This window comes from Candidatus Omnitrophota bacterium, from assembly GCA_023227985.1.
Classification (GTDB): Bacteria; Omnitrophota; Gorgyraeia; order Gygaellales; family Profunditerraquicolaceae; genus JALOCB01.
In genome coordinates, this window is sequence record JALOCB010000002.1 from 15,658 (window position 1) to 41,903 (window position 26,246).

22 protein-coding genes and 1 pseudogene are annotated in these 26,246 nt (G+C 50.6%); 22 read left to right on the forward strand and 1 reads right to left on the reverse strand.

The features are described 5' to 3' along the window. The first annotated feature begins 16 nt into the window (after positions 1–16). The 18 genes from M0R35_00670 (at position 17) to M0R35_00755 (ending at position 18,601) form a co-directional block, all read left to right on the forward strand. Positions 17–994 (forward strand): ketoacyl-ACP synthase III, encoded by a 978-nt coding sequence (locus tag M0R35_00670; GenBank protein MCK9594175.1) that lies wholly within the window; start codon positions 17–19, stop codon positions 992–994. 25 nt (positions 995–1,019) lie between these two features. Then, complete coding sequence (gene fabD, locus M0R35_00675; GenBank protein ID MCK9594176.1) at positions 1,020–1,934, forward strand: ACP S-malonyltransferase; 915 nt, start codon at positions 1,020–1,022, stop codon at positions 1,932–1,934. 22 nt (positions 1,935–1,956) lie between these two features. Continuing rightward, entirely contained in the window at positions 1,957–2,700 is a 744-nt protein-coding gene (gene fabG / locus M0R35_00680) for a 3-oxoacyl-[acyl-carrier-protein] reductase (protein ID MCK9594177.1), read from the forward strand. Between the two features lie 88 nt (positions 2,701–2,788). Next, positions 2,789–3,028: an acyl carrier protein gene (gene acpP / locus M0R35_00685; GenBank protein ID MCK9594178.1), complete on the forward strand. Its 240-nt coding sequence runs from the start codon at positions 2,789–2,791 to the stop codon at positions 3,026–3,028. A gap of 99 nt (positions 3,029–3,127) precedes the next feature. Further along, positions 3,128–4,378 carry a beta-ketoacyl-ACP synthase II gene (gene fabF, locus M0R35_00690; GenBank protein MCK9594179.1) on the forward strand — a complete coding sequence of 417 codons (1,251 nt, stop codon included), beginning with the start codon at positions 3,128–3,130 and terminating at the stop codon, positions 4,376–4,378. A 23-nt stretch (positions 4,379–4,401) separates the two neighbouring features. Further along, positions 4,402–5,706 (forward strand): 3-isopropylmalate dehydratase large subunit, encoded by a 1,305-nt coding sequence (gene leuC, locus M0R35_00695; GenBank protein MCK9594180.1) that lies wholly within the window; start codon positions 4,402–4,404, stop codon positions 5,704–5,706. Next, positions 5,703–6,188 carry a 3-isopropylmalate dehydratase small subunit gene (locus M0R35_00700; protein MCK9594181.1) on the forward strand — a complete coding sequence of 162 codons (486 nt, stop codon included), beginning with the start codon at positions 5,703–5,705 and terminating at the stop codon, positions 6,186–6,188. Before leuC ends, M0R35_00700 begins: the two co-directional genes overlap by 4 nt. Positions 6,189–6,209: 21 nt before the next feature. Further along, on the forward strand, positions 6,210–7,259 hold the full coding sequence (locus tag M0R35_00705; protein MCK9594182.1) for a 3-isopropylmalate dehydrogenase: 1,050 nt from the start codon (positions 6,210–6,212) through the stop codon (positions 7,257–7,259). Positions 7,260–7,279: 20 nt separating this feature from the next. After that, positions 7,280–8,305, forward strand: a complete 1,026-nt coding sequence (locus tag M0R35_00710; GenBank protein MCK9594183.1) for an aspartate-semialdehyde dehydrogenase — start codon at positions 7,280–7,282, stop codon at positions 8,303–8,305. Positions 8,306–8,392: 87 nt separating this feature from the next. Further along, positions 8,393–9,133 (forward strand): tRNA pseudouridine(38-40) synthase TruA, encoded by a 741-nt coding sequence (truA, locus tag M0R35_00715; protein ID MCK9594184.1) that lies wholly within the window; start codon positions 8,393–8,395, stop codon positions 9,131–9,133. A 45-nt stretch (positions 9,134–9,178) separates the two neighbouring features. After that, positions 9,179–10,420, forward strand: coding sequence for a glucose-1-phosphate adenylyltransferase (glgC, locus tag M0R35_00720; GenBank protein ID MCK9594185.1), 1,242 nt, complete (start codon positions 9,179–9,181; stop codon positions 10,418–10,420). Continuing rightward, positions 10,417–10,884 (forward strand): N-acetyltransferase, encoded by a 468-nt coding sequence (locus M0R35_00725; GenBank protein MCK9594186.1) that lies wholly within the window; start codon positions 10,417–10,419, stop codon positions 10,882–10,884. Before glgC ends, M0R35_00725 begins: the two co-directional genes overlap by 4 nt. Before the next feature lie 230 nt (positions 10,885–11,114). Beyond that, positions 11,115–12,266: an acyl-CoA dehydrogenase gene (locus M0R35_00730; GenBank protein ID MCK9594187.1), complete on the forward strand. Its 1,152-nt coding sequence runs from the start codon at positions 11,115–11,117 to the stop codon at positions 12,264–12,266. Between the two features lie 13 nt (positions 12,267–12,279). After that, positions 12,280–12,654 carry a PilZ domain-containing protein gene (locus M0R35_00735; GenBank protein MCK9594188.1) on the forward strand — a complete coding sequence of 125 codons (375 nt, stop codon included), beginning with the start codon at positions 12,280–12,282 and terminating at the stop codon, positions 12,652–12,654. Beyond that, on the forward strand, positions 12,651–13,448 hold the full coding sequence (locus M0R35_00740; GenBank protein MCK9594189.1) for an electron transfer flavoprotein subunit beta/FixA family protein: 798 nt from the start codon (positions 12,651–12,653) through the stop codon (positions 13,446–13,448). Before M0R35_00735 ends, M0R35_00740 begins: the two co-directional genes overlap by 4 nt. Positions 13,449–13,457: 9 nt before the next feature. Beyond that, entirely contained in the window at positions 13,458–14,660 is a 1,203-nt protein-coding gene (locus tag M0R35_00745) for an electron transfer flavoprotein subunit alpha (GenBank protein ID MCK9594190.1), read from the forward strand. Between the two features lie 313 nt (positions 14,661–14,973). Continuing rightward, positions 14,974–15,150, forward strand: coding sequence for a helix-turn-helix domain-containing protein (locus M0R35_00750; protein MCK9594191.1), 177 nt, complete (start codon positions 14,974–14,976; stop codon positions 15,148–15,150). A 52-nt stretch (positions 15,151–15,202) separates the two neighbouring features. Continuing rightward, entirely contained in the window at positions 15,203–18,601 is a 3,399-nt protein-coding gene (locus tag M0R35_00755; protein ID MCK9594192.1) for an AAA family ATPase, read from the forward strand. 161 nt (positions 18,602–18,762) lie between these two features. On the opposite strand, the gene M0R35_00760 is transcribed toward M0R35_00755, so the two are convergent. Further along, entirely contained in the window at positions 18,763–19,926 is a 1,164-nt protein-coding gene (locus M0R35_00760; GenBank protein MCK9594193.1) for a sensor domain-containing diguanylate cyclase, read from the reverse strand. Positions 19,927–20,411: 485 nt separating this feature from the next. On the opposite strand from M0R35_00760, the pseudogene recA reads away from it, so the two are divergent. The 4 genes and pseudogenes from recA to alaS all read left to right on the forward strand — a co-directional run bounded on the left by recA (position 20,412) and on the right by alaS (position 26,245). Then, positions 20,412–21,365, forward strand: a pseudogene (recA, locus tag M0R35_00765) (recombinase RecA). A gap of 233 nt (positions 21,366–21,598) precedes the next feature. After that, a complete protein-coding gene (locus M0R35_00770) occupies positions 21,599–23,152 on the forward strand; it encodes a Do family serine endopeptidase (protein ID MCK9594194.1) in 1,554 nt (517 codons plus the stop codon). Next, positions 23,142–23,618 (forward strand): recombination regulator RecX, encoded by a 477-nt coding sequence (locus M0R35_00775; GenBank protein MCK9594195.1) that lies wholly within the window; start codon positions 23,142–23,144, stop codon positions 23,616–23,618. The genes M0R35_00770 and M0R35_00775 overlap by 11 nt, the downstream gene beginning before the upstream one ends. Beyond that, on the forward strand, positions 23,615–26,245 hold the full coding sequence (gene alaS, locus M0R35_00780; protein MCK9594196.1) for an alanine--tRNA ligase: 2,631 nt from the start codon (positions 23,615–23,617) through the stop codon (positions 26,243–26,245). The genes M0R35_00775 and alaS overlap by 4 nt, the downstream gene beginning before the upstream one ends. Position 26,246 lies beyond the last annotated feature (1 nt).

Below are 26,246 nucleotides of genomic sequence, written 5' to 3' on the forward strand. Positions count from 1 at the left end.
TAACAGAAAGAACTCAATGAAAAAAGTAGGCGTATTGGGATTAGGGAAATACATACCGGAGAAGGTCCTGACCAACGCAGACCTGGAAAAGATGGTCGACACCTCCGATGAATGGATCACTACCCGCACCGGCATTAAAGAGCGACATATAGCCGCTAAAGATGAAGCTACCAGCGACCTGGCCACTAAAGCCGCCAGGCAGGCTTTGAAAGCTGCTTCCCTGGAGCCACAGGATCTGGATATGATAATAGTGGCTACGGTTACTCCGGATATGCAGTTTCCGTCTACGGCTACTTTTGTCCAGGCGAATCTTGGGGCAAAGAAGGCTTTTTGTTTTGATATCTCGGCGGCCTGCGCGGGGTTCATTTACGGGATAACCATTGCCCAGCAGTTTATCGCCCGCGGAACGGTCAAGAACGCGCTGGTCATCGGCGCGGAGACCCTTACCCGGATAACCGATTGGCAGGACCGGAATACCTGCGTTCTTTTCGGGGACGGCGCCGGCGCAATGGTCCTGGGGGAGAGCACAGGTTCCGAGATCCTTTCGGCTTATCTGGGTTCAGACGGGTCCAACACGGGGTTGTTGAATATGCCGGGCGGAGGCTCGCGTAATCCGGCTACAGCCCAGACCGTTCAGGACAGGCTGCATTACATCAAGATGGACGGAAATGCGCTTTTTAAGATCGCGGTCACCAGTATGGCTGACGCCGCGTTAATGGCTCTGAAAAACGCCGGGCTTAAATGCGCGGAAGTGAATTGGATCATCCCGCATCAGGCTAATCTGAGGATCATCAACGCTGTAGCGAAGAGGCTGGGATTCGTCAACGCGCAGGTTTATCTTAATATTGAGAAATACGGGAATATGTCCAGCGCCTGCGTGGCTATAGCTTTATGCGAGGCTGTCCAGGAAGGCAAGATCAAAAAAGGCGATATTGTGCTTCTGGACGCGTTCGGGGGCGGGTTGGTTTGGGGCGCGGTGATTATTAAGTGGTGATCTAAACTAAAACATAAAGGGTTCGATGGATAAATACGGATTTTTATTCGCAGGCCAGGGAAGCCAGTATGTCGGAATGGGCAAGGATCTATGCGAGGCTTTTCCTGAAAGTAAAGCGGTGTTTGAAAAGGCGGAAGAGACCCTGGGTTTGGATCTCAGAAAGTTGTGCTTTGACGGACCGGAAGCCAGTCTTAAGCCGACGAATGTTTCCCAGCCGGCTATTGTCAGCGTGACCCTGGCGGCTTTCGAGGCGTTCCAAGCCCAACACAACATAAAACCCGCTTTTGCCGCCGGCCTTAGCCTGGGTGAGTATTCCGCTTTGATCGCTTTGCGCGCTTTTGAGTTCAAGAACGGCATGAAATTGATCCATAAAAGAGGCCGGATAATGGAAGAGGCTGCCCAAAAAAGGCCCGGCAAGATGGTGGTTATACTGGATCTTTCTATGGACAGGGTCAGGGATATATGCAGAAAAACCGAGTCTGAAATAGCCAATCTTAATGCCCCGGGACAAATCGTTATTTCCGGTTTCGCGGAAAATGTGGAGATGGCAAAGGTGCGTTGCCTGGCCGCCGGAGCTAAGAAAGCCATTGACCTGCCGGTAAGCGGGGGATTTCATTCCCTTTTGATGTTCGAGGCATCGGGCGCGTTAAAGAAAATCTTGGACGATCTGCCTATGTTTATGCCTAAAGCTCCGGTTATCAGCAATTATACTGCGCTACCTATGTACAGGACCGCGGATATAAAGCTGAATCTGGTTTACCAGATATATTCAGCGGTAAGATGGGAAGAGTCAATGAGATATATGCTTAGCCAGGGGGTGACCAAGTTTATCGAATTCGGACCGGGCAAGGTGTTAAGAGGCCTGATGCGCAAGATTGAACCTTCCGCGCAGGTGTTCAACATAGAAAAAGCCGCGGATATCGCTAATTTTGTCAAATAGGAACATTAACGGAGGTAAAATAATGCGTTTAGAAGGGAAAGTGGCTTTGGTTACCGGAGGAGGCAGAGGCATAGGCAAGGAAATATCCCTGTTATTTGCCAGGGAAGGCGCGGATATCGTGATCTGGGATGTTAATCCTCAGGATGCGGATAATACCTGTAAAGAGATCGAGGCTTTAGGCAGGAAGACTTTATCCGGGCAGGTGGATGTCACCGATTATGCCAAGGTAGAAGAAGCGGTCAACAAAATTCTTGACAAATTCAACAAGATTGATATATTAGTTAACAATGCCGGGATCACTAAAGACAATCTGCTTTTGCGGATGAGCCAGGCAGAATGGGATGCGGTCATAAATGTCAACCTTAAAGGGACATTTAACTGCACCAAAGCCTGCGCCAGGCCCCTGATAAAGCAGCGCCAGGGTAAGATTGTCAACATTGCATCGATCATTGGGATAATGGGAAATGCCGGACAGGCAAACTATGCAGCTTCTAAGGCCGGGATAATCGCCTTGACTAAGACCTCGGCCAGGGAAATGGGAAGCCGGAATATCAATGTCAATGCCATAGCCCCTGGATTTATCCAGACGGCTATGACCGACAAGCTTCCCGAAGAAATAAAACAGAAGATGCTGGCTAACATTCCCTTAGGTAAGTTAGGGACCCCTAAGGATGTGGCTAATGCCTGTTTATTCCTGGCCTCGGAGGAGGCGCATTATATAACAGGACAGACCATAGTAGTGGATGGCGGAATGGTGATGGTATAATCGGCGGTTTACAACATATCCCCGCTGTTTCGCGGCGCGCAGCGCAAAGCGAAAACAGGTTCTGGGGATCATTCAAGGAGGAAATAGAATGGCAGTTGAAGAGAAAGTAAAAGCTATAATCGCAGAACAACTTGGCGTAAAACCGGAGGAAGTTACCGCAGAGGCGTCGTTCGTGGATGACCTGGGCGCTGATTCCCTGGATACCGTAGAGCTGGTTATGGCTTTTGAAGAGGAATTCGGTATCGAGATCCCGGATGAGGATGCGGAAAAGATCACCACTGTGAACGAGGCGATTAAATACATCGACGAAAAAACTGCTAATAAATAATATAATGCCGTATTTTGCAGGTTGAATACTACCCCGCCATTTTCACTAGGCGGGGTAAGTTTTAATAAACCAATTAATAATTCATTCAGGTAAAGGATAATGAAGAGCCAGGAAAATAGAGTTGTGGTAACGGGTTTAGGCGTAGTTTCGCCTTTGGGCAACGATATTTCTTCTTTCTGGAGCAGCCTTCAGGCCGGAAAATCGGGGGTGGGTCAGCTTACCACGTTCGATGCCTCGGGATTTGACTGCCATATCGCCGCCGAGGTCAAGGGGTTCGACCCGCAGGCCTTTGGCCTGACCAGGAAAGAAGCTATGCGTATGGAGAAATTCGTCCAATACTCGCTGGCCTGCACTAACCAGGCGGTCAAGAATTCCGGCCTGGACCTTGAGAAAGTTGACAAGGAGCGCGCGGGCGTTATAGTAGGCTCCGGCATAGGCTCTTTGCGGATCATAGAAGAAGAATATAAGGTTTATTTAAAAGGCGGCGCTTCGCGCATTTCGCCTTTTCTTATCCCCAGCCTGATAATCAATGAGGCATCCGGGCATATCGCGATAAAATACGGTTTTAACGGCCCTAATCTGGCGGTGACCACTGCCTGCGCTTCCGGCTCTCATGCTATAGGTAACGCGGTGCGGATCATCCAGCGCGGCGACGCGGATATTATGATCAGCGGAGGCACGGAAAGCTGCGTTACTGCTTTAGGTGTCGGCGGTTTTTGCGCGCTTAAGGCCTTATCTGTGCGTAATGACGAACCGGAGAAAGCCAGCCGGCCGTTCGACGCCCAGCGCACCGGGTTTGTTATGGGTGAAGGCTGCGGCATAGTGATCCTGGAATCACTGGAACACGCCCAAAAAAGAGGGGCGCATATATACTGCGAAGTGCCCGGATTCGGCGCTTCCTGCGACGCCTATCATATAACCGCGCCTGACCCTGACGGCCACGGCGCGTCTTTGGCTATAAAATGGGCGTTAAAAGACAGCGGGCTTAATCCGGAAGATGTGGATTATATAAATGCCCACGGTACATCCACTAAAATGAACGATAAGGTGGAGACCATGGCGATAAAACGGGCGTTGGGCGACCACGCCAAGAAAGTTATGGTAAGTTCGACCAAGTCGATGACCGGACATTTATTGGGCGCGGCAGGCGGTGTGGAGTTTATAGTTTGCTGCCTTGCCATAAAAGATAGTGTTGTCCCTCCCACGATCAACTACGAGTTCCCGGACCCGGACTGCGACCTGGATTATGTCCCGAACGCGGCGCGTAAGGCCGAGGTCGATGTCTGCATCTCAAATTCCCTCGGATTCGGCGGGCATAACGCTACCCTGGTTGCCAAGAGATTCAAATAAAATAAGTTTAAGATAATAGGATTATGGCGCATACAATAGCGGAAAAAATATTATTGGCCCATACGGGCCTTGCCTACCGGCAGGCAGGCAAGAAGGATATCCGCCCGGGCGAATTCATCGAGGCTGATGTGGACGTGGCTTTAGGAAATGATATCACCGCGCCTATCGCCATTTCGGAATTCAAGAAAGCCGGATTTACCAGGGTCTTCGATAAGAATAAGATCGTCCTGGTTCCCGACCATTTCGCCCCGGCAAAAGACCTGAAAAGCGCCAATCAGTGCAAGGCGTTGGCTAATTTCGCCGAGGAACAGAAGATCAAGAATTATTTTGAAGTGGGGTGCATGGGCATAGAGCACGCGTTGCTTCCGGAAAAAGGCATAGTCCTGCCCGGGATGCTGGTCATCGGCGCGGATTCGCATACCTGCACTTACGGCGCCTTAGGCTGTTATTCCACCGGTTTAGGCTCTACTGACCTGGCCAGGGCTTTTGTGGACGGTAAATGCTGGTTCAAGGTCCCGGAGAGCATAAAGTTCATATATAAAGGAAAGCCGAATAAATGGATCTCGGGAAAAGACCTGATCCTTTATACTATCGGCCGGATCGGGGTTGACGGGGCTTTGTATTGCGCGATGGAATTTACCGGCCCGGTGATCAAAAAGCTGCCGATGGATGGCCGGTTCTCTATGTCTAATATGGCGATCGAGGCGGGAGCCAGGGCAGGGATAATCGAAACGGATGAGACTACGCTGGATTATGTAAGATCGACCGGAAAGAAGATCGGCTCTGATTTGAGGAAGAAGTGGCTTAGCCTTAAGGCTGATCCGGACGCGGCATATCAAAAAGTATATGAATGGGATGTTACGGGCCTTAAGCCGCAGGTGGCTTGCCCGCATCTTCCCAGCAATGTAAAACCCGCGGCTGAACTGGGCAATGTCAAGCTTGATCAGGTGGTCATCGGTTCCTGCACCAACGGCAGGATCTCGGACCTGCGGATAGCCGCCAAGATATTAAAAGGCAAGAAGGTTGCCCCGGGATTGCGCTTGATCGTCATCCCGGCGACCCAGAAGATATACCGGGAATGCCTTAAAGAAGGCCTGGCTAAAATTTTCATCAAGTCCGGAGGGGTATTCTCCACTCCGACCTGCGGCCCGTGCCTGGGCGGACATATCGGTATACTTACAGAAGGCGAGACCTGCCTGGCTACCACCAACAGGAATTTTATCGGCAGGATGGGGTCGCCTAAATCATTCGTTTATTTGTCCAGCCCGGCAGTAGCCGCGGTTTCGGCGATCACCGGAAGGATCACTGATCCTAACGAGGTTATATGATACTTAAAGGTAAAGCCCATAAATTCGGCGAGGATGTCAATACCGACGATATAATTTCGGCGAAATACCTGGTTTCCACGGATGCCAAGGAATTGGGCAGCCGCTGTATGGAAGCGATCAGCCCGGATTTCGTCAAAAAGGTCCAGCCCGGGGATATTATCGTGGCCGGCAAGAATTTCGGCTGCGGGTCGTCCCGCGAGCACGCGCCTCTGGCGATAAAAGGATGCGGCATCTCGGCTGTTCTTGCCCCGAGTTTCGCGGCGATCTTTTACCGCAATGCCATAAATATCGGGTTGCCGTTCTTGACCCTGCCGGATACGAGCAGGATCAATGAAGGCGATGAGGTGCAGATCGACCTGAATAACGGCCTGATCAGGAATCTTACCCGAAACGAAGAATATAAGACCCAGCCTTTCCCCCGGTTCCTGCAGGAGCTGGTTGCCAAAGGCGGGTTGATGAATTATATAAAAGAGCGTCGGTAATACAAACCTAATGAGGAAAATATGTATAAAATAGCGGTAATACCCGGAGACGGGACAGGTCCGGAAGTGGTCGCGGAAGGGATGAAAGTCCTGGACGCGGCTTCAAAAAAGTTCGGTTTCAAATATGAATCCAAGGCCTTTGATCTCGGCGGGACGCGTTATTTAAAGACCGGCAAGACCGTTGAAGATGCGGATGTCGAAGAGTTGAAGAAATATTCGGCGATATTCCTGGGGGCTATCGGCCATCCTGAAGTAAAACCCGGGATACTGGAAACCGGCGTGCTTTTGAAATTACGCTTCGCACTGGACCAGTATATCAACCTGCGCCCGGTGAAATTGTACAATCCTGCGTATTGCCCGCTTAAAGATAAGAAGCCTGAAGACATCGATTTTGTGGTCGTGCGCGAGAATTCCGAAGGCCTGTATAAAGGGATGGGCGAGTTCAAGGATAAAGGGACCATGGATGAAGTGGCTATCCAGATATCCTATAATACCCGCAAGGGCGTGGAGCGCTGCATCCGTTACGCCTTTGAGTTCTGCCGCAAACGCAATAAAAGGAAGAAGCTGACCCTGTGCGGTAAGACCAATGTTTTGACCTATGCCTGGGATCTCTGGGAAAGGACCTTTAACGAGGTGGCCAAGGAATACAAAGATATTACCACTGATTACGCGCATGTGGACGCCACAACTATGTGGTTCGTGAAGAATCCCGAATGGTTTGACGTGATCGTTACCGATAATATATTCGGGGACATAATCACCGATCTGGGCGCGATGATCCAGGGCGGAATGGGCATTGCCGCGGGCGGGAATATCAATCCCCAGGGCGTTTCTATGTTCGAGCCTATCGGAGGCTCTGCTCCTAAATATACCGGCAAAAACGTGATCAATCCTCTGGCGGCCATCTGCGCCGCAGGGATGTTGTTGGAGAACCTGGGCGAGGTAAAAGCCGCCAAGGCTATCGAGGATGCGGTGATCGGCATCTGCAATAAAGACCTGAAATCTCTGGCCGCCGGTAAAATGGGTTATTCCACACAGGAGATCGGCGACCTGGTCGTAAAAAAATTATAGAGATAAAAGGGGAAACACATATGAAAAAGAAGGAAAAATATAATATTGCGGTAGTGGGCGCGGGCGCGGTGGGTATAGAGATGCTGCGCTGCCTGAAGGATCGTAAATTCCCGGTTGACCGGTTAAAGATACTGGCGCGCTCTTCACGGGAGATGGAAGTGGACGGCGCGAAATACCAGGTGTCCGCGATATCCCCGGAAGCCTTTGAGGGAGTTGATATCGCGTTGTTCGCCGGCACTGAGGGCGAAAAAGGCGCGTCAGTCACCTATGCGGTCGAGGCGGTAAAAAGAGGCGCGGTGGTGATCGATAACGGAGCGGATTTCCGGATGGACCCGGATGTGCCTTTGGTCGTCCCCGAGGTGAACGCCAAGGATATCAAGAGGCATAAAGGCATAATCGCCAATCCCAATTGTTCGACTATCCAGATGGTCGTGGCTTTAAGCCCGATCCATAAGAAGGCCGGCATTAAAAGGGTCATAGTTACGACCCTGCAGGCTGCATCAGGAGCGGGAAAGGCTGCAGTAGAGCAGTTAAAAGATGAATTAAAGCAGATCGCCGGCAGTGATTACCGGAATATTCAGGCGGATGTCGCCAGTAAAGTTATGCCGCAGCAACTAGCTTATAATGTGTTTCCCCAGATCGGCGGGTTCGCGGATTTTGATTTTACCAGCGAGGAATGGAAACTGGTCAAAGAGACCCATAAGATAATGGGCGATAAAAAGATCAAGGTCTCGGCTACCACTGTAAGGGTGCCGGTGCGCATAGGGCATTCCGAGGCTGTCTATATCGAGACTAAAAAGACGATCGCGCCTGAGGCGGTCAAGGAGCTGCTTTCCAATTCTCCGGGCATTGTCGTGATTGACGATTCCAGGAAGAGCCTTTATCCTATGCCTAAGGATGTAGAAGGCAAGTATGATACTTATGTCGGCCGCATCCGCCAGGATCCGTTCGTCAAGAACGGCCTTTGGTTATGGGTGGTCGCGGATAACCTTTTAAAAGGCGCGGCTTCCAACACCATTCAGATCGCTGAAGAACTGATCCGTTAAAATCCGGGACGGTTCTCAACTGCATCTAAAAGTGTTCCCCCTATGGGGACAGTTTTGTTTGGGTTTGAGGACCGTCCCTGCTAAATTATGCGTAATATAAGCCTTACTCTGCAATATGAGGGGACAAGGTATAACGGCTGGCAGCGCCAGCGCAATACGCGTAATACTATCCAGGAGATAGCCGAGAAAACTCTTTCCCGGATACTGCAATCAAAAATATCTTTGATCGCCTGCGGCAGGACGGACGCCGGGGTGCATGCCCAACAGCAAACCGTTAATTTCAAGACTAAGAATCCTATCCCCTTAAACAATCTCAAAAAGGCTTTAAATTCGCTTTTGCCTGACGATATAAAAGTCAGCGCTGCGCGGATTGTCCCCGCGGATTTCCACAGCCAGTATTCCTGCCTTTCCAAAACATACTGTTATACCATTCTAAACCGCGATCATCCTGACGTATTCCAGCGCGGCCGGGTTTACTTTTATCCGCACCGCCTTGATTTCGCGGCGATGCGCAAGGCCAGCCGGTTCCTGGCCGGGAAACACGATTTTTCTTCTTTTAAGAAAACAGAGATCAGAGGGCCTAAGACCAATGTGCGCGATATCCGCAGCATCCGCTTGAAGAAAAAGAACGGGTTTATCTATATTGAGATCACCGCCAAGGGTTTTTTGTATAATATGGTCCGGAATATAGCCGGGACTCTTATTGAGGTCGGCAGGGGTAAAATACGGATAAGCGACCTGCCCGGGATATTATCCGCTAAGGACAGGAGCGCTGCCGGGCCTACTGCCCCGGCCTGCGGTTTATGTTTGATTAAAGCGAGGTTTTAATATATAATAAACCCGTGTTTCGCGCGTTCGATCACTTTATCCTGAATGAAAATGAAAAATAATGTTTTGACATTTATTATGGCCGGAGGCAAGGGGGAAAGGCTTTGGCCTTTGACCAAAGACCGGACCAAGCCCGCTGTGCCTTTCGGGGGGATATACCGGATAATCGATTTTCCTTTGAGCAACTGCATTAATTCCGGCCTGCGCAAGGTTTACGTGCTTACCCAGTATAAATCCGCTTCTTTACAACGGCATATACGTCTGGGCTGGAATATCCTTTCTTCGGAATTGAACGAATATATCGAACTCCTGCCGGCGCAGCAGCGGGTAGGAGATACCTGGTATCTGGGAACGGCTGACGCGATATACCAGAACCTGAATACCATGGATATCGACCGGCCGGATGATGTGTTGATCCTTGCCGGAGACCATGTTTACAAGATGAATTATTCGGCAATGGTCGATTTTCACCGCCAGTCCAAGGCGGACATTACCTTGAGCGTGGTCGAGATGGATCAGGCAAAATCCGAACACTTCGGCGTGGTGGAGGTGGACAACCAGTCAAGGGTGTGCGGTTTTCAGGAAAAACCCCATTCCCCTCATACGATCCCCGGACAGCCGGGAAAGATATACGCTTCTATGGGTATATATATATTCCGGCATCAGGCGCTTAAAGAGGAGCTTTTAGAGGACGCGCATATGGATAATTCCCAGCATGATTTCGGCAAAGATATCATACCCCGGATGGTCAAGAAGGGCGCGAAGGTTATGGCGTATAATTTTATAGATGAGAACAGGAAAGAAGCCAAATACTGGCGGGATATCGGTGCTATCGACGCCTATTACGAGGCGAATATGGACTTGATCGATGTTGCCCCGGTTTTTAATCTCTATGATAAAAACTGGCCTATCCGCACTTATCAGGAACAGTTCCCCCCGGCCAAGACCGTGTTTGCCGGGGAGGAGATCACCGGCAGGGTGGGGCTTGCCCTGGATTCCCTGGTTTCCGGAGGGAGCATAATCAGCGGCGGCCAGGTAAAACGCTCGATACTTTCCCCTAATGTGAGGATCAACAGCTTTTGCCGGGTGGACGATTCCATATTGATGGAAGGGGTGAATGTCGGCAGGTACGCCAGGATAAAGCGCAGCATAATCGACAAGGACGTGAATATCCCCGAAGGAACGGTAATAGGTTACGATCCGGATGAGGACCGCAAGCGGTTCTATGTCACTGAATCCGGCATTGTGGTGGTGGCCAAGAAAACCGAGATAAGGGAGAGAGAATGAAAAACGCGCAGGTGAGGAAGGCGAATATAAAGGATATAAAGCAGATACAGGGGTTGATAAATTATTTTGCTAAGCATGACCTGATGCTGCCCCGTTCGTTGAATGAGTTGTACGAGAATATACGGGATTTCTGGGTCATCGACCTCAAAGGAAAGATCCTGGGCTGCGCCGCGGTGCATATATCCTGGGATGATCTGGTGGAGATCAAGTCGGTGGCAGTGGATAAGGATCACCATAAGAAAGGCCTGGGCTTGCTGCTTTTAGGCGAATGCTTAAAGGAATCAAGGTCCCTGGGAGCCAAAAGGGTGTTTGTCCTGACCTATGCCCCGGATTTTTTCCGCAAGGCCGGATTCCGCAAGATCGAGCATTCGGCGCTGCCGCATAAGATATGGGCCGAATGCATCAACTGCCCGAAATTCCCGGATTGCAAGGAGACCGCGCTTTTAAAAAATATTGCAAAATAGAACAGGTATAGTATAATTAAGTGTTTTTATATCAAAAGTGTTATGGGGTTGGGATTTGAGGCGGTATTAATATGACTGACACCCGCGCAATGGCACCCGACTTTATTGGAATAAGTCGGTGTGTGCTCGGTAGCACAGAATATGTGCCGGTGTGGTATCTTGAAAAATAGACACCCGGACCAATCGGAATATGGTCCGGTGTCGCATAGGTATGCGAGGAGGTTTGAATGTTGGATTATTTGTTGACTGATGAACAGAAAATGATCAAGGAACTGGCCCATAAGATCGCCGAGGAAAAGGTCAGGCCGGTGGCAGCAAAGCACGATAAAACCGAGGAATTCCCCTGGGAGATTTTGAAGGTTATCGGGGAATCCGATCTTTTCGGATTGTTCATTCCCGAGGAATACGGCGGGATGGGCGTTAATGTGCTCAACCTTTGTCTGGCTACCGAAGAATTATCCCGCGCCTGCGGCGGCATCGCGGTCTGCTATGCGGCTTCGGCTTTGGGGACATTCCCGATAGTATTGTTCGGCAATGACGAGCAGAAAAAGAAATACCTGCCGGACCTGGCCAGGGGGACCAAGATAGCGGCATTCGGCCTTACTGAGCCTGAGGCGGGTTCAGATGCCGGCGCGATCAAGACCACTGCCAGAAAAGAAGGCGATCATTACGTATTGAACGGGACAAAGCATTTTATCACCAACGGCGGCGAGGCTCAGACTTATACCGTGGTGGCGATGACCAATAAGGCTAAAGGGGCTCGCGGGGCCAGCGCTTTTATCGTGGAAAAAGGGACTAAAGGATTTACCTTCGGCAAGAAAGAAGATAAGATGGGTATCCGCGCCTCGATCACCCAGGAACTGGTCTTTAACGAATGCAAGATTCCCAAAGAGAACCTGCTTTCCAAGGAAGGCATGGGTTTTATCGTGACAATGAAAACATTCGATATGTCCCGCCCCGGCGTTGCGGCGCAGGCCTTAGGTATAGCGCAGGGCGCGATGGAGCTGGCGGTAAAGTATGCCAAGCAAAGGCACCAGTTCGGCAAATCCATCTCCAGTTTTCAGGGGATACAGTGGATGCTGGCGGATATGGCCACTGAGATAGAGGCGGCCAGGGCATTGGTTTATTCTTCGGCCAGGATGGTGGACGCCGGAGTAAAAGACGTGGGCAGCGCCTCGGCGATGGCCAAGCTTTACGCCTCGGACGTGGCTATGAGGGTGACTAACGACGCTATCCAGATATTCGGCGGGTACGGTTATATGAAGGATTATCCGATCGAAAAATATATGCGTGACGCGAAGATCACTCAGATATACGAGGGTACCAACCAGATCCAGCGCAATATCATCGGTCTGCAGTTGATAAAAGATCTGGCCAAGTGATCCAAGGAGGGTAATGGATAACGTACCCGAAAGAAGGAAATTCACCAGGGCGCTTTTATTCGCGGAGATCATCTTTAAGCGCAGGAAAACGCCGGATGAACCCGGACAGGTTTCAATAACCCGGAATATCGGCCGGGGAGGGTTGTGCATTATTTCCAGTATCAAGCTGGATGACGGAGAGATATTGGACCTGAGCATATCACTGCCTCAGGAAGATAAAGCGATCGAGGTCGCCAGCAGGGTGGTCTGGGTAAAAGAGTATACAATAAGCGAGACTATACAGGCAAAAAGATATACTGTGGGGGTGGAGTTTTTTGGCGGCAGCGAGCTGGCGATGGAAAAGATCGACCGCTATATAGCCAGCCACAACAACCCGGGAAAATCATGAACATAATCATTTGCATCAAGCAGGTTCCGGAAACAACAGAGGTCAGGATCAATCCCCAGACCAATACCTTGATCCGTGACGGGGTCAAATCAATTATCAACCCTTTTGATATGTACGCCATCGAAGAAGGCGTGCGGCTTAAGGAGCGGTTCGGCGGAAAGATCGTGGTGGTAACTATGGGCCCGCCGCAGGCTGAAGCCGCTTTGCGCGAAGCCATATCTATGGGCTGCGACGAGGCTATTCTGGTATCCGACCGCGCGTTCGCAGGAAGCGATACCTGGGCTACCAGCTATACCTTATCCTGCGCCATAAAAAGGATCGCCAAAGAGGCCGGCGGCATGGACCTGGTGATCTGCGGAAAGCAGGCGTCCGACGGTGACACGGCGCAGGTAGGGCCGGGGATCTCCACGCACCTGGACATCCCCCAGATAACCTATGTCAAGAAGATCGAAGAGATAAAAGAAAAAAAGGCGCGGGTGGAAAGAATGACCGAAGAAGGCTATGACGTAATGGAAGCCCCCCTCCCGGCATTATTTACGGTAGTCAAAGAGATCAATCAGCCGCGCATACCTTCTTTGAAAGGGATGATGAAGGCCAAATCCGCGAAGATTACCCATTGGACGGCCAAGGATATTGACGCGGATCCCCAGAACCTGGGGCTTTCCGGATCGCCTACGAACGTGGTAAGGATATTCACTCCGCCGCAGCGCCAGGGCGGCCAGATGCTTGCCGGGGAGACTCCGGAAATTGTTGAGAAACTGGCGGGATTAATCAAAAGCGAGATAATAGGGTAAATAAAAACTATGGGAATCCAGATCATCGATGATAAGTGCGTGGGATGCGGTTTGTGCGTTAAGGCCTGCCCGTTCGGGGCCGTTACTTCCGTAAACAAGAAAGCGATTATCGACCTGCATAAATGCAATCTCTGCGGGGCGTGCGTGCCGGCCTGCAAGTTCAAGGCCATATTGCTGGAAAAGCCTCAGGCTGTCCAGGCCAAGAAAGACCTCAGCGTTTATAAAGGGGTATGGGTGTTTGCCGAGCAGAAAAAGGGCAAAGTCCAGTCGGTTTCTTTTGAGCTGGTAGGCAAGGCCAGGGAGTTGGCGCAGAAATTGAATACCAGCGTTTCGGCGGTTCTTTTAGGAAGCAATGTCGAGATGGGCGCGCAGGAATTGATCGCCGGCGGCGCGGATAATGTTTACCTGGTGGATTCCCCGGAGTTGGCAAATTTCCTGGATGAGCCGTATACCAACGTATTGGTGAAATTGATCCAGAAATACAAACCGGAGATCGTCTTAAGCGGGGCTACGATAATCGGCAGGTCGCTGATGTCCAGGATCGCCATTAAGATCGACGCCGGGCTTACCGCGGATTGCACCGGATTGGATATTGATCCGGACAGGAAACTGCTTTTGCAGACCAGGCCTGCTTTCGGCGGAAACATTATGGCTACGATCATCAGCCCGAATCACCGGCCGCAGATGTCCACGGTAAGGCATAAGGTTTTTGTCCAGCCGGCATTAGAGAAGCAGAGAAAAGGCAAGGTTATTAAAGAGTCATTCCCGATCTCGGAATTTTCTTCCCGGACCTCGCTCATCGATGTCATTGAGGAAGTGGAGAACCTGGTGAATTTATCCGAAGCGGATATCATAGTTTCCGGAGGAAGGGCCCTGGGCGGCCCGGATAATTTTCAGATGTTAAGGGACCTGGCCCAGGTATTAGGCGCGGCAGTGGGCTCTTCGCGCGCGGCGGTGGATGCCGGATGGATACCATATTCCCATCAGGTCGGCCAGACCGGAAGGACCGTGGCCCCTAAGCTTTATTTCGCCTGCGGTATATCCGGACAGATCCAGCATCTGGTAGGTATGCAGTCCTCCAAGGTGATCATTGCGATCAATAAAGATCCTGATGCGCCTATATTCAAAGTGGCTACGTATGGTATTGTGGGGGACATCTTCGAGATAGTGCCGGCTTTGACCAAAAAATTCAAGGAAGTCTTGAGAAAATAATCCCGTCTAACGCCTCAATCCTGTAAAACCCTTCATGTAGTGATCTGCACACCTTTGCATATTTTAGCATAATTATGTTCTGTTATAGCTAACTATGGCTATAATGTGTCCTTTAAGCTTCTGGTTGTATGTCTATGTTAAGATATGTAAATATTTTCCTTGACAAAAAACATCTTTTTCTTTATAATTGAAACAAGTAAGTTTTGTTTAAACGTGACACCCAACTTAATCGGCACCTTGCCTTAGGGTATAGGCAAGTATCCCGCTCTCTGCGGGAAAAAGTTGGTGTTAAGTCCGTACTTAAGGAAAACATATGTTCGCGAATGACCTGATGACAATAGAAGACTTGGCAGCTTACCTTAAAGTAAGCCGCCGGACTATTTATGAATGGCTCAAGCAGAATAAGGTCCCGGCGTTAAAGATCGTCGGGCAATGGCGTTTTAAAAAAGATAAAATAGATTCATGGATGGAAGCGCAGGCCCATGCATAGATCATATCCGGATAACGGAATACGCGTTTTTAATTTTAATTAGGGAGGGATAATGTATTTTAAAAGATTAGAGATCGTAGGGTTCAAATCGTTTATGGATAAGACTGTTTTGAATTTTGAGCCCGGGGTGACCGCGGTGGTCGGCCCGAACGGCTGCGGAAAATCCAATATCTTCGACAGCATACGCTGGGTGCTGGGAGAGCAGTCTGCCAAATCCCTGCGCGGCTCGGCGATGGAAGACGTGATCTTCAACGGTACGGATACCAAGCCGGCGCTGGGTATGGCTGAGGTCAGCCTGACCTTTGACAATGAGCAGCGGCATTTTAATGTGGACCAGGATGAGGTGGTCATCACCCGCAGGATCTTCCGTTCCGGGGAAAGCGAATACCTGCTGAATAAAAATCTGGGCAGGTTGAAGGATATCCAGGACCTTCTTTTAGGCACGGGTATCGGCGCGGAGAGCTATTCCATTATCGCCCAGGGAAAGATCGACCTGATCTTGAGCTCGCGCCCGGAAGACCGGCGCATGGTTTTTGATGAGGCGTCGGGGATCACCAGGTATAAATCCCAGAAAAGAGAGGCCTTGCGCAGGCTGGAAGAGACCGAACAAAATCTGCTCAGGCTTAATGATATTATAGTGGAAGTAAAACGCTCTATCGGCTACCTGGAGAGGCAGGCGAACAAGGCCCGCAGGTTCCAGATCTGTTTTGATGAATTGAAAGCCAAGGAGATAAAGCTGGCCCTGGCGCAGAAGAAGAATTTGATACAAGAGATCTCCGGGATCACTATATATCTGGACAGCCTGCGTAACAGGGAAGAGGCGTTATTGGCCCAGATAAAAGCGGACGAGAACAACATTGGCCAGCGCAATATGGAATTGAAGGGGCTGGAGGCGGATCTCGCCAATATGAAGAACGCGATCATGAATTCCGAGAACCTCATCGAGCGCAACCGGCAGCATACCTCTTTTAACCACGAGCGGATCAAAGAGCTGGGCAATACCAAGACCTATCTTGAATCCCAGATACTGCAGACCCGGGAGCGCGTGGTTAAGGACGAGGAGAAGCTTAAAGGCCTCAAGGAAGAGCAGGAAGCCATCCGCAAGAGTTTTGAGGAGAAATCTCTGATCTTAAAGACCCATGAAGACAAGCTTAATGATCTGGTTGGCGGCATAAAGAGGTCTCATGACATTATCGCCCAGGACAAAAAGAACATTATGGACCTGGCTAATATGACCACCCAGGTGAAGAACGAGCTTACTGATTTTGCTTCCCGGGAACAGGTTTTTATCGCCAGGCAGAAAAGGCTGGACCTGGAAAAGGCCAAGATCGCCGAGGAAAGATCCCAGGTGGAGGGCAATCTCACGGAATTGGATAAAGAGTTGATGGCCGGCGAAAGCCTGCACCAGGAGCTTTGCGCCAGGATCGCGGCGGCCAAGGCTGAGCTGGACGCGGAAACCCTGAAATTAAAACAGGCGGAAGAGGAATTAGAGACCCTGGAAAGGCAGAAGACCGGGCTTATATCGCAGAAGGAATTCTTGGAGAAGCTGAAGAGCCAGTACGAGGATATCAGCGAATCGATGAACGCGACGATCTATCTGGATAAGCTCCCGGCTGAGACTATCACCGGGCTGGTGGTAAAGCTTAAAGCCGTGCAGGGCGGCCCTGACCCGGTGAATAACGATCTGTCCGCCCAGGGATACAAAATGTCCGGCGAGGCCAAGCCTATCGACCTGGACGCGCAGAGGGTTAATGATAAGATTAAGGAGATCGAGGAAAAGATTTTAGGGTTGGCCGGGACTAAACTCCTTCTGGAAACCCGGATCAAGGAATTGACTGCTTCCAACCAGGCGCTCGATCAGCAGGAGCAGGACCAGGAAATGGCCCTGGCTAACAAGAAGACCGTGCACCACACGATCCTCGAGCAATTCAATAAGATCAAGGAAGAAGAGGAGCTTATTGCTTTGGAGCTGTCCGATGTCCTGGCGGAATTGAAGAGCCTGGAAGAAAAGATACTGGGACTTAAGGCCAGATTGGCCGGGTTGGAAAATAAAGACCGGGAGTTGGAGGCTTCTATACACGCGGAGCAGGAAAGCATCAGCCATAATTCGCGGATAAAAGAAGAAGTCCTGGTGGAGATGACCCAGGTCAAGACCGTATTGGAGAATCTCGGCCAGCGCCTGAATTCCGAAGATGAAACTTTAAAGGCTTTGGAAGACGCCTGCCGCCAGGGTAACGAGGATATACATAACCAGGAGAACAAGATCAAGGAAACTGTTTCCCGGCAGCAGGGTCTGGAAGAGGAGATTAAGAACCTGGACTCGGAGAATCTGGTGCTGGTAAAAGAAATAGACGCTCAACGCAATACCCTTTCCGAAGCCGATAAGAAATACGCGGCGATGTCGGAGAGCGTGAACGGCATAATCTCCCGGATCGACGCCAAAAGAAACGACCATGAGATATTAAAAGAGAATATTTATTCGGAACAGATGCGCCAGAAAGACATAGAGTTCAAATACCAGACCATAAAAGATAGGATGAACTCGGCATATAAGATAGACCTGGACAGGCCGGAGACGATCAGTGCCGCGGATAGCGCTCTGCAAGTTGTGCCTGTTGAGCAAGCCCCTGTTTCCGCGGCTGCGCCGGAGGATAATAGCCGGGATCAGGCAGATGTCGTTTTTCCTGTTGTCACAGACCCGGTATTATTGTTAACCGGGCCGTCAGCGCCGCAGGAACCGGTAGAGGAAGAGGTGATTGATGAGGGGCTGTTGTCCGAGGAGATCGAAAAACTTAAAGAGCGCATTGATTCCTACGGCACGGTCAACCTGGTGGCTATAGCCGAATACGATGAATTAAAGAAGCGTTATGATTTTCTGAATCAGCAGCAGGCTGATCTTGCCGGGGCTAAGGAATCGTTGCAGGAAGCGATCCGCAAGATCAACCATACCACCAAGAAAATGTTTATGGAGACGTTCGAGAAAGTGCGCGAGGAATTCCGCAATTATTTCAAGATGCTCTTTAACGGGGGGGACGCGCAGGTTTACCTGATCGATGAGAATGATCCGCTGGAATCCGGCATAGAGTTGGTCTGCCGGCCTCCGGGGAAGAAGCTGCAGAATGTCCTGCTGCTTTCCGGCGGCGAAAAATCGCTTTCGGCTATCGCGCTGATCTTCGCCATATTCAAGGTCAAGCCCGCGCCTTTCTGCATCCTTGACGAGATCGACGCCGCGCTGGATGAGTCCAACGTGGACCGCTTCAGCAGGATGTTCTCGGAATTCACCGGGACCTCGCAGTTCATAGTGATAACTCATAATAAAAGGACGATCGCCAATGCCAATGTAATGTACGGTATTACTATGCAGGAATCCGGCGTGTCCAAGATAGTATCGGTTAAGTTCGCGGAATCAAAAACAAAGAGTGAACCCGCGCCCCAGCCAGTCGCCGCTTAGTAGGGGACGGTTCCTGCGATCATTATTCATTGCGGCGTAATAAGTTGCAATAAGGCATTTGTCAAGTCCGCAGGAAATGATTTACAATAAATTTGTCAATAGGCTTGTTGTAATTCGTTGGAGGGTAGTTAGTTAGAGCAAGAGGAACCGTCCCCTTTGTTTTAGCCGCAGGTGTTGTTCTTGCCTTTTTTCTTCGCTTCGTAGAGCGCTTTGTCTGAATAAGATCCGAGTTCCGCGGCAGTGTTGCCGTTCTCCGGGAATGTGGCCAGCCCAAGGCTGGTAGTGATGGTCTTTTGGGGAAGGTTCTCCTGATGGATGAAGGGGTGCTTGGCGATATTCTCCCTGAACCTCTCGGCGATCATAAACGCCTCTTTTTTATCGGTATAAGGCAGGATGATCGCGAATTCTTCTCCGCCATAACGGCAGACATAATCCATTTTTCTGGATTGATTCTTGAGCAGGTTGGCCATTTCTTTGAGGATATGATCGCCGGCCTGGTGGCCGAAGGTGTCGTTGTATACCTTGAAATCGTCGATATCCAGCATAAGCAGGCTGAACTGGGTGGATGTGGCTTTGCTTTTTTCCACTTCCACGCCCAGCAGGTATTGGAAGTACCCGTGGTTCCAAAGGTTGGTCAGGGAGTCCAGGTGCACCCGGATAACGGTCTTTTCATATAACTGGGAATTTTCGATAGCCAGGCCTGCCTGGTTGGCGAGCATTCGCAGCATCCGCAGCTCGTCTTTGCCGATAGGTTTATGGGTGATGAAATTATCCGCCATAATGATACCGTTGACCTTGTCTTTGGCTTTCAGCGGGACCAGGACCACTTCGTCGGACTTAAGGATCTGTATGACCGGGTCATTCCGGTAGTTCTGAATGGTCTCCTGGGTCAGGTGCAAAGGCATTCCTTCCGTCACGCATAAAGAAAGAAGGTTGTTTTTTTGTTCGCTTAACGGCATTTTGATCAACTGGACCTGTTGGCTAAAACCGGATTTTGGGGTATTATCCGATACCTTGTAGGCGTTGATCAGGTCTTCCATATCCATTTTTTCCTGTTCGACATAGTTCCAGACCCGGTTGGCTTCTTCCCCTGATTCCGGGCCGATCGCGGTTTTTCCCTCAATGATATTTTCTTTTTCGTTGACCAGGAAGAGGACCGCCCGGTTGAATCCCAGGCCGATGTGTGCGGTTACCCCGGTAAGGATGATGTAAAGGATCTCATCCAGTTTGAGGGTGGTGCGCATAGCGTTGGAGATCTCGTAAAGGATCGTCAGCTCGGATTTTGTGCGTTCCAATTCCTGCTTTATTTTGGCTAATTCGTCCATTGGTTTAAATTTAACACAATTTTGCCTGGCTGTCAACCTAAGCTGAAATATGTTAGAAATCCCGGTAAATTACGTCTATTATATATAGAGAACCAATCCAATTGGAGGCATTGGAATGCAGGATTATCGGCACCCAACCTAAATCATCCGCCATATAAGAATGGCGGGTGTGTCGCTATTTACGCCAGGAAAGGTTGGTGTCGCAACCGTATGTTAAACCCGATCTTATTGGCGCCTGCCATTTTTGGATATGGCAGCATACGCTTTTGCGTTAATAGATCGGTGTTGCATCCGTATATTACACCCGATCTTATTGGATAGATCGGTGTTGCATCCGTATGCAAGGGGGGGGGTGATTATTTGTTTGACAGCCAGACGGCTGTGGGATATAATATTTTCTCTAAAACTATATAAAATACGCTACGTAAATGGAGGCAGGAATGGCAAAAGACCCGAAATCCGGCACTAAAGATGAAGAAGCTGTTTTGAATGATAAAAAGGAGCTTTCCGACCGTCAAAAAGCCCTGGAATTGGCGCTTTCGCATATTGAAAAGCAGTTTGGCAAAGGCTCGATAATGAAATTAGGCGGTAAGATCAAGATTGATGTCGAGGTCATTCCCACCGGCGCGCTTACTTTGGATTCCGCTTTGGGCGTAGGCGGTTTTCCCCGGGGCAGGGTCATTGAAATATTCGGCCCCGAGGCCTCAGGTAAAACTACTCTTACTTTGACCGCCATAAGGGAGATCCAGAAAAAAGGCGGGGTCGCCGCTTTTATTGACGCGGAACACGCCTTTGATTCTACTTACGCTAAAAAAATAGGCCTGAACCTGGATGACCTGCTTATTTCACAGCCGGATACCGGTGAGCAGGCTTTAGAGATCACCGAGACCCTGGTCCGTTCCAACGCGGTTGACCTGGTCGTGGTTGATTCAGTCGCGGCTTTGACGCCCCGGGCTGAGATCGAAGGTGAAATGGGCGATTCGCATATGGGCCTGCAGGCCAGGCTTATGTCCCAGGCTATGCGTAAATTGACCAGCGCGATCAGCAAATCCCGGACCAGCGTTATCTTTATCAATCAGATCCGCGAGAAGATCGGGGTGATGTTCGGCAATCCCGAAACTACTCCCGGCGGCAGGGCTTTGAAATTCTATTGTTCGGTCAGGCTGGATGTGCGCAGGATCGCTTCGCTTAAGGCCGCGGATAATACGGTTTTTGGCGGCAGGGTCAGGGTTAAAGTGGTCAAGAATAAAGTCGCTCCGCCGTTCAGAGAGGCGGAGTTCGATATACTGCATGATGAAGGAATTTCCAAGGCGGGAAGCGTAATCGACGCCGGTCTGAAATTAGAGTTACTGCAGAAATCCGGGACATGGATATCTTTCCAGGACCAGAAGCTCGGCCAGGGCAGGGACGCTGCGGTTAAGACTTTGAAGGAACAGCCGAAACTGCAGGACAGCATTGAGAAAGAGATCAGGAAGAAGATCACCGCGGGATTGGGATAAGGGAAGGGTGTTGTGTAACTTGTTGCCACCCTGCGCAGATCGGTTTTGCGCCGGTGTTGACTAGGTAGTCACACCCAATTTGATTGGTAAGGTTGGTGTTGGGCAAGTAATGCACACCCGGCGCCAATGGGAATTGCGCCGGTGTTGCATTCGTATGCAAGGAGGGTTGGAGGATGAAAGCGAAGAGGTTGGGATGGGCTTTAATGACTTTATCTGTTGGTCTGGTCATCGGGTTGTGCATTGCCGCGGGGTTGAACATGCCGCAAAAGGCGCACAGCCAGGCTGCGAAGCAGGATCGGGTCGTTAGCCTGCAGCCGCAGACAGTCCCTTCTTTGGATGGTTCGCGCATGGAAGACGCAATCATTAACGTCGCCGGCACAGTCGGCAAGGCTGTGGTCTCCATAACGGCGGAGCACATTACTAAGTTCCCCGGGACGACCAGAAGGTTTTATTTCCGCAGCCCGGAGGGCGGCGATAAACCATCTTTCGGAGAGGATGACCCTTTCAGCAAGTTCTTCGACGAATTTTTCGGTGAGATGCCGGAAAGGGAATACCGCCAGGCCGGTGTTGGGTCAGGGGTGATCGTCGATCACCGCGGATATATCCTGACCAATCAGCATGTTATCGCCGACGCGGACAAGCTTAGCATAGTCCTTCCTGACGGCCGGGAATTCAAAGGTGAGGTAACCGGGCAGGACAGCCGTTCAGACCTGGCGATCGTCAAGATCGACGCGGCTAATTTGCCTGTAGCTGTTATGGGGGATTCCGACAGCCTCAGGATCGGGCAATGGGTAGTAGCTATCGGAAATCCTTTTGGTTTTTCGATGCAGAATCCCGAGCCCACTGTGACTACCGGCGTGATCAGCGCCCTGCACCGGACCTTGGGCAGGACTTTGTCCCGCAGCCGGGATTATAATGACCTTATTCAGACCGACGCGGCGATAAACCCGGGTAATTCCGGTGGCCCGTTGGTCAATCTTAAAGGCGAGATTGTGGGGATCAACGTCGCCATATTTTCCACCTCCGGCGGCAGCCAGGGCATAGGTTTTGCCATACCTTCAAATAACGCCAAACGGATCGTCTCCCTGTTGATCGAAGGCAAGAAGGTGAAGTACGGGTGGCTGGGCATCGCGGTGCAGGATCTGACCGAAGACCTGGTTAAATATTTTAAATTGGCCGACAAGAACGGCGCTATGGCGATCAAGGTGCTCAAGGGCAGCCCCGCGGAAAAGGCCGGGATAAAGGCCAATGACGTGATCCGGCAGTTCGACAATACGCGGATCAATACGGTCAAAGAGCTGTTAAGCGCGGTGAATAAGGCGGAAGTGGGTAAGAAGGTCAAGGTTGCCTTGATCCGCGATAAAAAAGATATGACCCTGGATATTATCGTTGAAGAGCGGCCTGCGGATCAGGATGACGCTGAGCCGGGAACCGCCGAACAGGTTAAGCCGGGAAGCTGGAGAGGCATGGATATCGCCGAGCTTGATTCCGCTTCCGGCAAAAGGTTTAGGTTAAGGGACAGCGAAGGCGTGGTAGTTACGAATGTCGAGCCGAACAGCCCGGCGGATGACGCGGGGATCGTACCCGGGGATGTTATCCTGGAAGTTAATGAACAGCCGGTGAGCAACAGCGCCGATTTTAAGAAGGCGGTCCAGGGGCTGAAAGGCGCGGTGTTGGTTTCCTTGAACCGCGGCTACTTGATCATCAAAGAAAAAAGTGAGAAATAGCCGGGACCCGGAAAGCCAGGAGCAGGCCAGGGAATACGCGTTCTTTCTGCTAAAGTTTCGGCTGCGCACGGAAAAAGAGCTTTACCAGAGGCTGAAGAGAAAGAGCTTTTCCGAGGGCTGCGTAAATAAGACCCTGGAGTTCTTAAAGGCAAAGAGATTTATAGACGACCGTTTGTTCGCCAAGGCCTGGGTGGAAAGCAGGCTGAAAAAACCGTTGGGATTGCGAAGGCTGGCGGCGGAATTGAAGATAAAAGGCGTGGCCGAGGAGATCATCAACAGCCGGCTAAATGAAGCGAAAAAAGGTTATTCCGAAGAAGATGTAGTAAAAGAGATAATCAGGCAAAAACAGGAAAAGACAAGAGGCATCGATCCTCTGAAGGCAAAAAAACGCATTTATTCTTATCTGTTGCGTAGGGGTTTCTCGCCGGAAGTAGTAATCGATAGCATCTCCCGACTAAAAATATGAACGCAGACATCATCCGACAAAAATACCTGGATTTTTTTCGCAGCCGCAGGCATAAGGTGGCGGAAAGCGATTCGCTGGTCCCCAAAGAGGACCCTACGGTCTTATTCACTCCCGCCGGGATGAACCAGTTCAAGAAACAGTTCCTGGGGATGATCACGGATTTCAGCCGGGCAGCCAGTTCTCAGCGTTGCCTGCGCACCGATGATCTGGATAAGGTGGGCAAGACCGATTGCCACCATACCTTCTTCGAGATGCTCGGCAATTTTTCCTTCGGCGATTATTTCAAAGAGGACGCGATAATCTGGGCCTGGGAGTTTTTGACCCGGGAGATGGGGATAAAACCGGAAAAGCTATGGGTCTCGGTTTATAAGGATGACGACGAAGCGTATAACATCTGGAAGGATCGCGTGAATTTTCCGGCGAAAAAGATCGTCCGGTTAGGTGATAAGGAAAATTTCTGGCCTTCCGACGCCAAGGAAAAAGGGCCTAACGGGCCGTGCGGGCCGTGCTCCGAGATATTCTTTGACCTCGGAACGGATGTGGGATGTAAGAAGCCGGAATGTTCGCCTGCCTGCAGCTGCGGAAGGTTCATCGAGATATGGAACCTGGTATTTACCCAGTATAACCGCAAGGACAATGGGGCACTTGAGCCTTTGCCGCAGAAGAATATTGATACCGGGATGGGCCTGGAAAGGATCGCCGCTGTAATGCAGGGGGTGACCAATAATTTCCAGACCGATCTGTTCCAGCCGATCATCAAAGAGGTTCTGGCCGGCGCGGAAAAAAGAGGGCACAGCAACCAGGATGTTTACGCCGTCGCCGACCATATCCGGGCGATAGTTTTTTCCATATTCGACGGGATCATCCCTTCGAATGAAGGAAGAGGATATGTCGTGCGCAAACTGATCCGCAAGAGCTCAATGCACCTGCGGACCATAGGTATCAAAGAGCCGTTCTTATACAAGCTTGTGCCCATAGTGGCGCAGGTAATGAAGGGCCATTGCCCGGAATTGACCGGCCGCAGGGAGAATATAGCGGATTTGGTCCTGGCGGAAGAGAAAAACTTCTGGGCGATACTTAAGTCCAGCGATAGATTTCTGAAAGAAAAATTCGGCCAATCTATGGCCCTTTTGGATCCGGCAATGAGCGCCGAAGCGGTCTTTGAGCTTTACGATACGCACGGCCTGCCTTTTGAAATAATTATGGAATGGCTGGAAAAACACAGCTTTAAATTCCCCGCGAAGGCGCAGGAACTTCTGGATAAAAGGATCGAAGAACAGAAATCCCGTTCGAAATCCGGCTCAGCTATGCAGGGCGATGTTTTTAGCGTCAAGGAACTGGAATTGAAGGATGTCCCGGAAACTAAATTTCTGGGATATGAAAAGACAGAGACATCAGCCAGGATCCTGAAGATCCTGAAGGGTGATAAAGAGGTTAATGAGACCTCTGCCGGGGAAGATTTCCGGATCGTATTGGACCAGACAGCTTTTTACGCGGAATCCGGCGGCCAGGCAGGCGACAAAGGAAAGATCAACAGCAATGTAAATTCGTTTGAGGTTTTTGACACTCAAAAAGTCAATAAAGTTATCGTGCATACCGGCAGGATCAAGCACGGTGTTTTGCGCAAAGGCGATACGGTTCAGGCTGAGGTGGATAAAGAAAGGCGAATGTCCATTGCCCGTAACCACACTGCCACGCATCTTCTCCAGGCGGCCCTGCGCAAGGTATTAGGGGCGCACGTCCAACAGCAGGGCTCTCTGGTGGCTGAAGACCGGCTGCGTTTTGATTTTACCCATTTTAAAGGGATATCCCGGGAAGAGCTTAACCGGGTCGAAGAGGTGGTGAATAGTTTTGTTATTTCCAACGCTCTGGTGGCCAAGAAAGAAATGACCCTGGAGGAAGCCAGGAAAGAAGGGGCGTTGGCTTTTTTCGCCGAGAAATATGAGGAATCGGTGCGGGTGGTTTCAGTGGACGGCATCTCCAAGGAATTCTGCGGGGGCACGCACCTGGATAATACCGCGACTATAGGCCTGTTCAAGATAATCCACGAGAGTTCCATTGCCAGCGGTATCCGCAGGATTGAAGGCCTGACAGGAATTTTCGCCTACGCCAAACTCAAGGATGAGGAAGCAACTCTCAAGGAAGTAAGCGAGCTTTTGAAGGTCCCGGAGGATAAGCTGGTCGAGGAACTGGATAAACGCTTAAAATACATAAAAGAGCTGGAAAAACAATTGGTCGCCCATAGATTTAACGCGGTAAAGTCTTCAGTGGATGATTGGATCGCCGAGGCGCAGATAATGAACGGGGTAAAGGTGCTCTGCAAGGAGATAGACGGCGCGGATAATGATCTTTTGCGCAAGGCAGCTGATCTGATCAAGCAGAAGGCGCCGAAAGTGGTTATGGCCCTGGGTTCAAAGAATTCATCCGGTGACGGAGCGGCTTTAGTCACAGCCTCGAACCTTCCGGCTGTTGACGCCGGGGCATTGATCAAAGAGATCGCGCCTGAGATAGGCGGTTCAGGGGGGGGGCGGAAGGATTTTGCTCAAGCTGGAGGGAATAAGCCGGAGAATCTGGAAAAGGCTTTTATTAAATTTGCCGGGTCAGTCGAGAAACTAATCGGGAAATAAA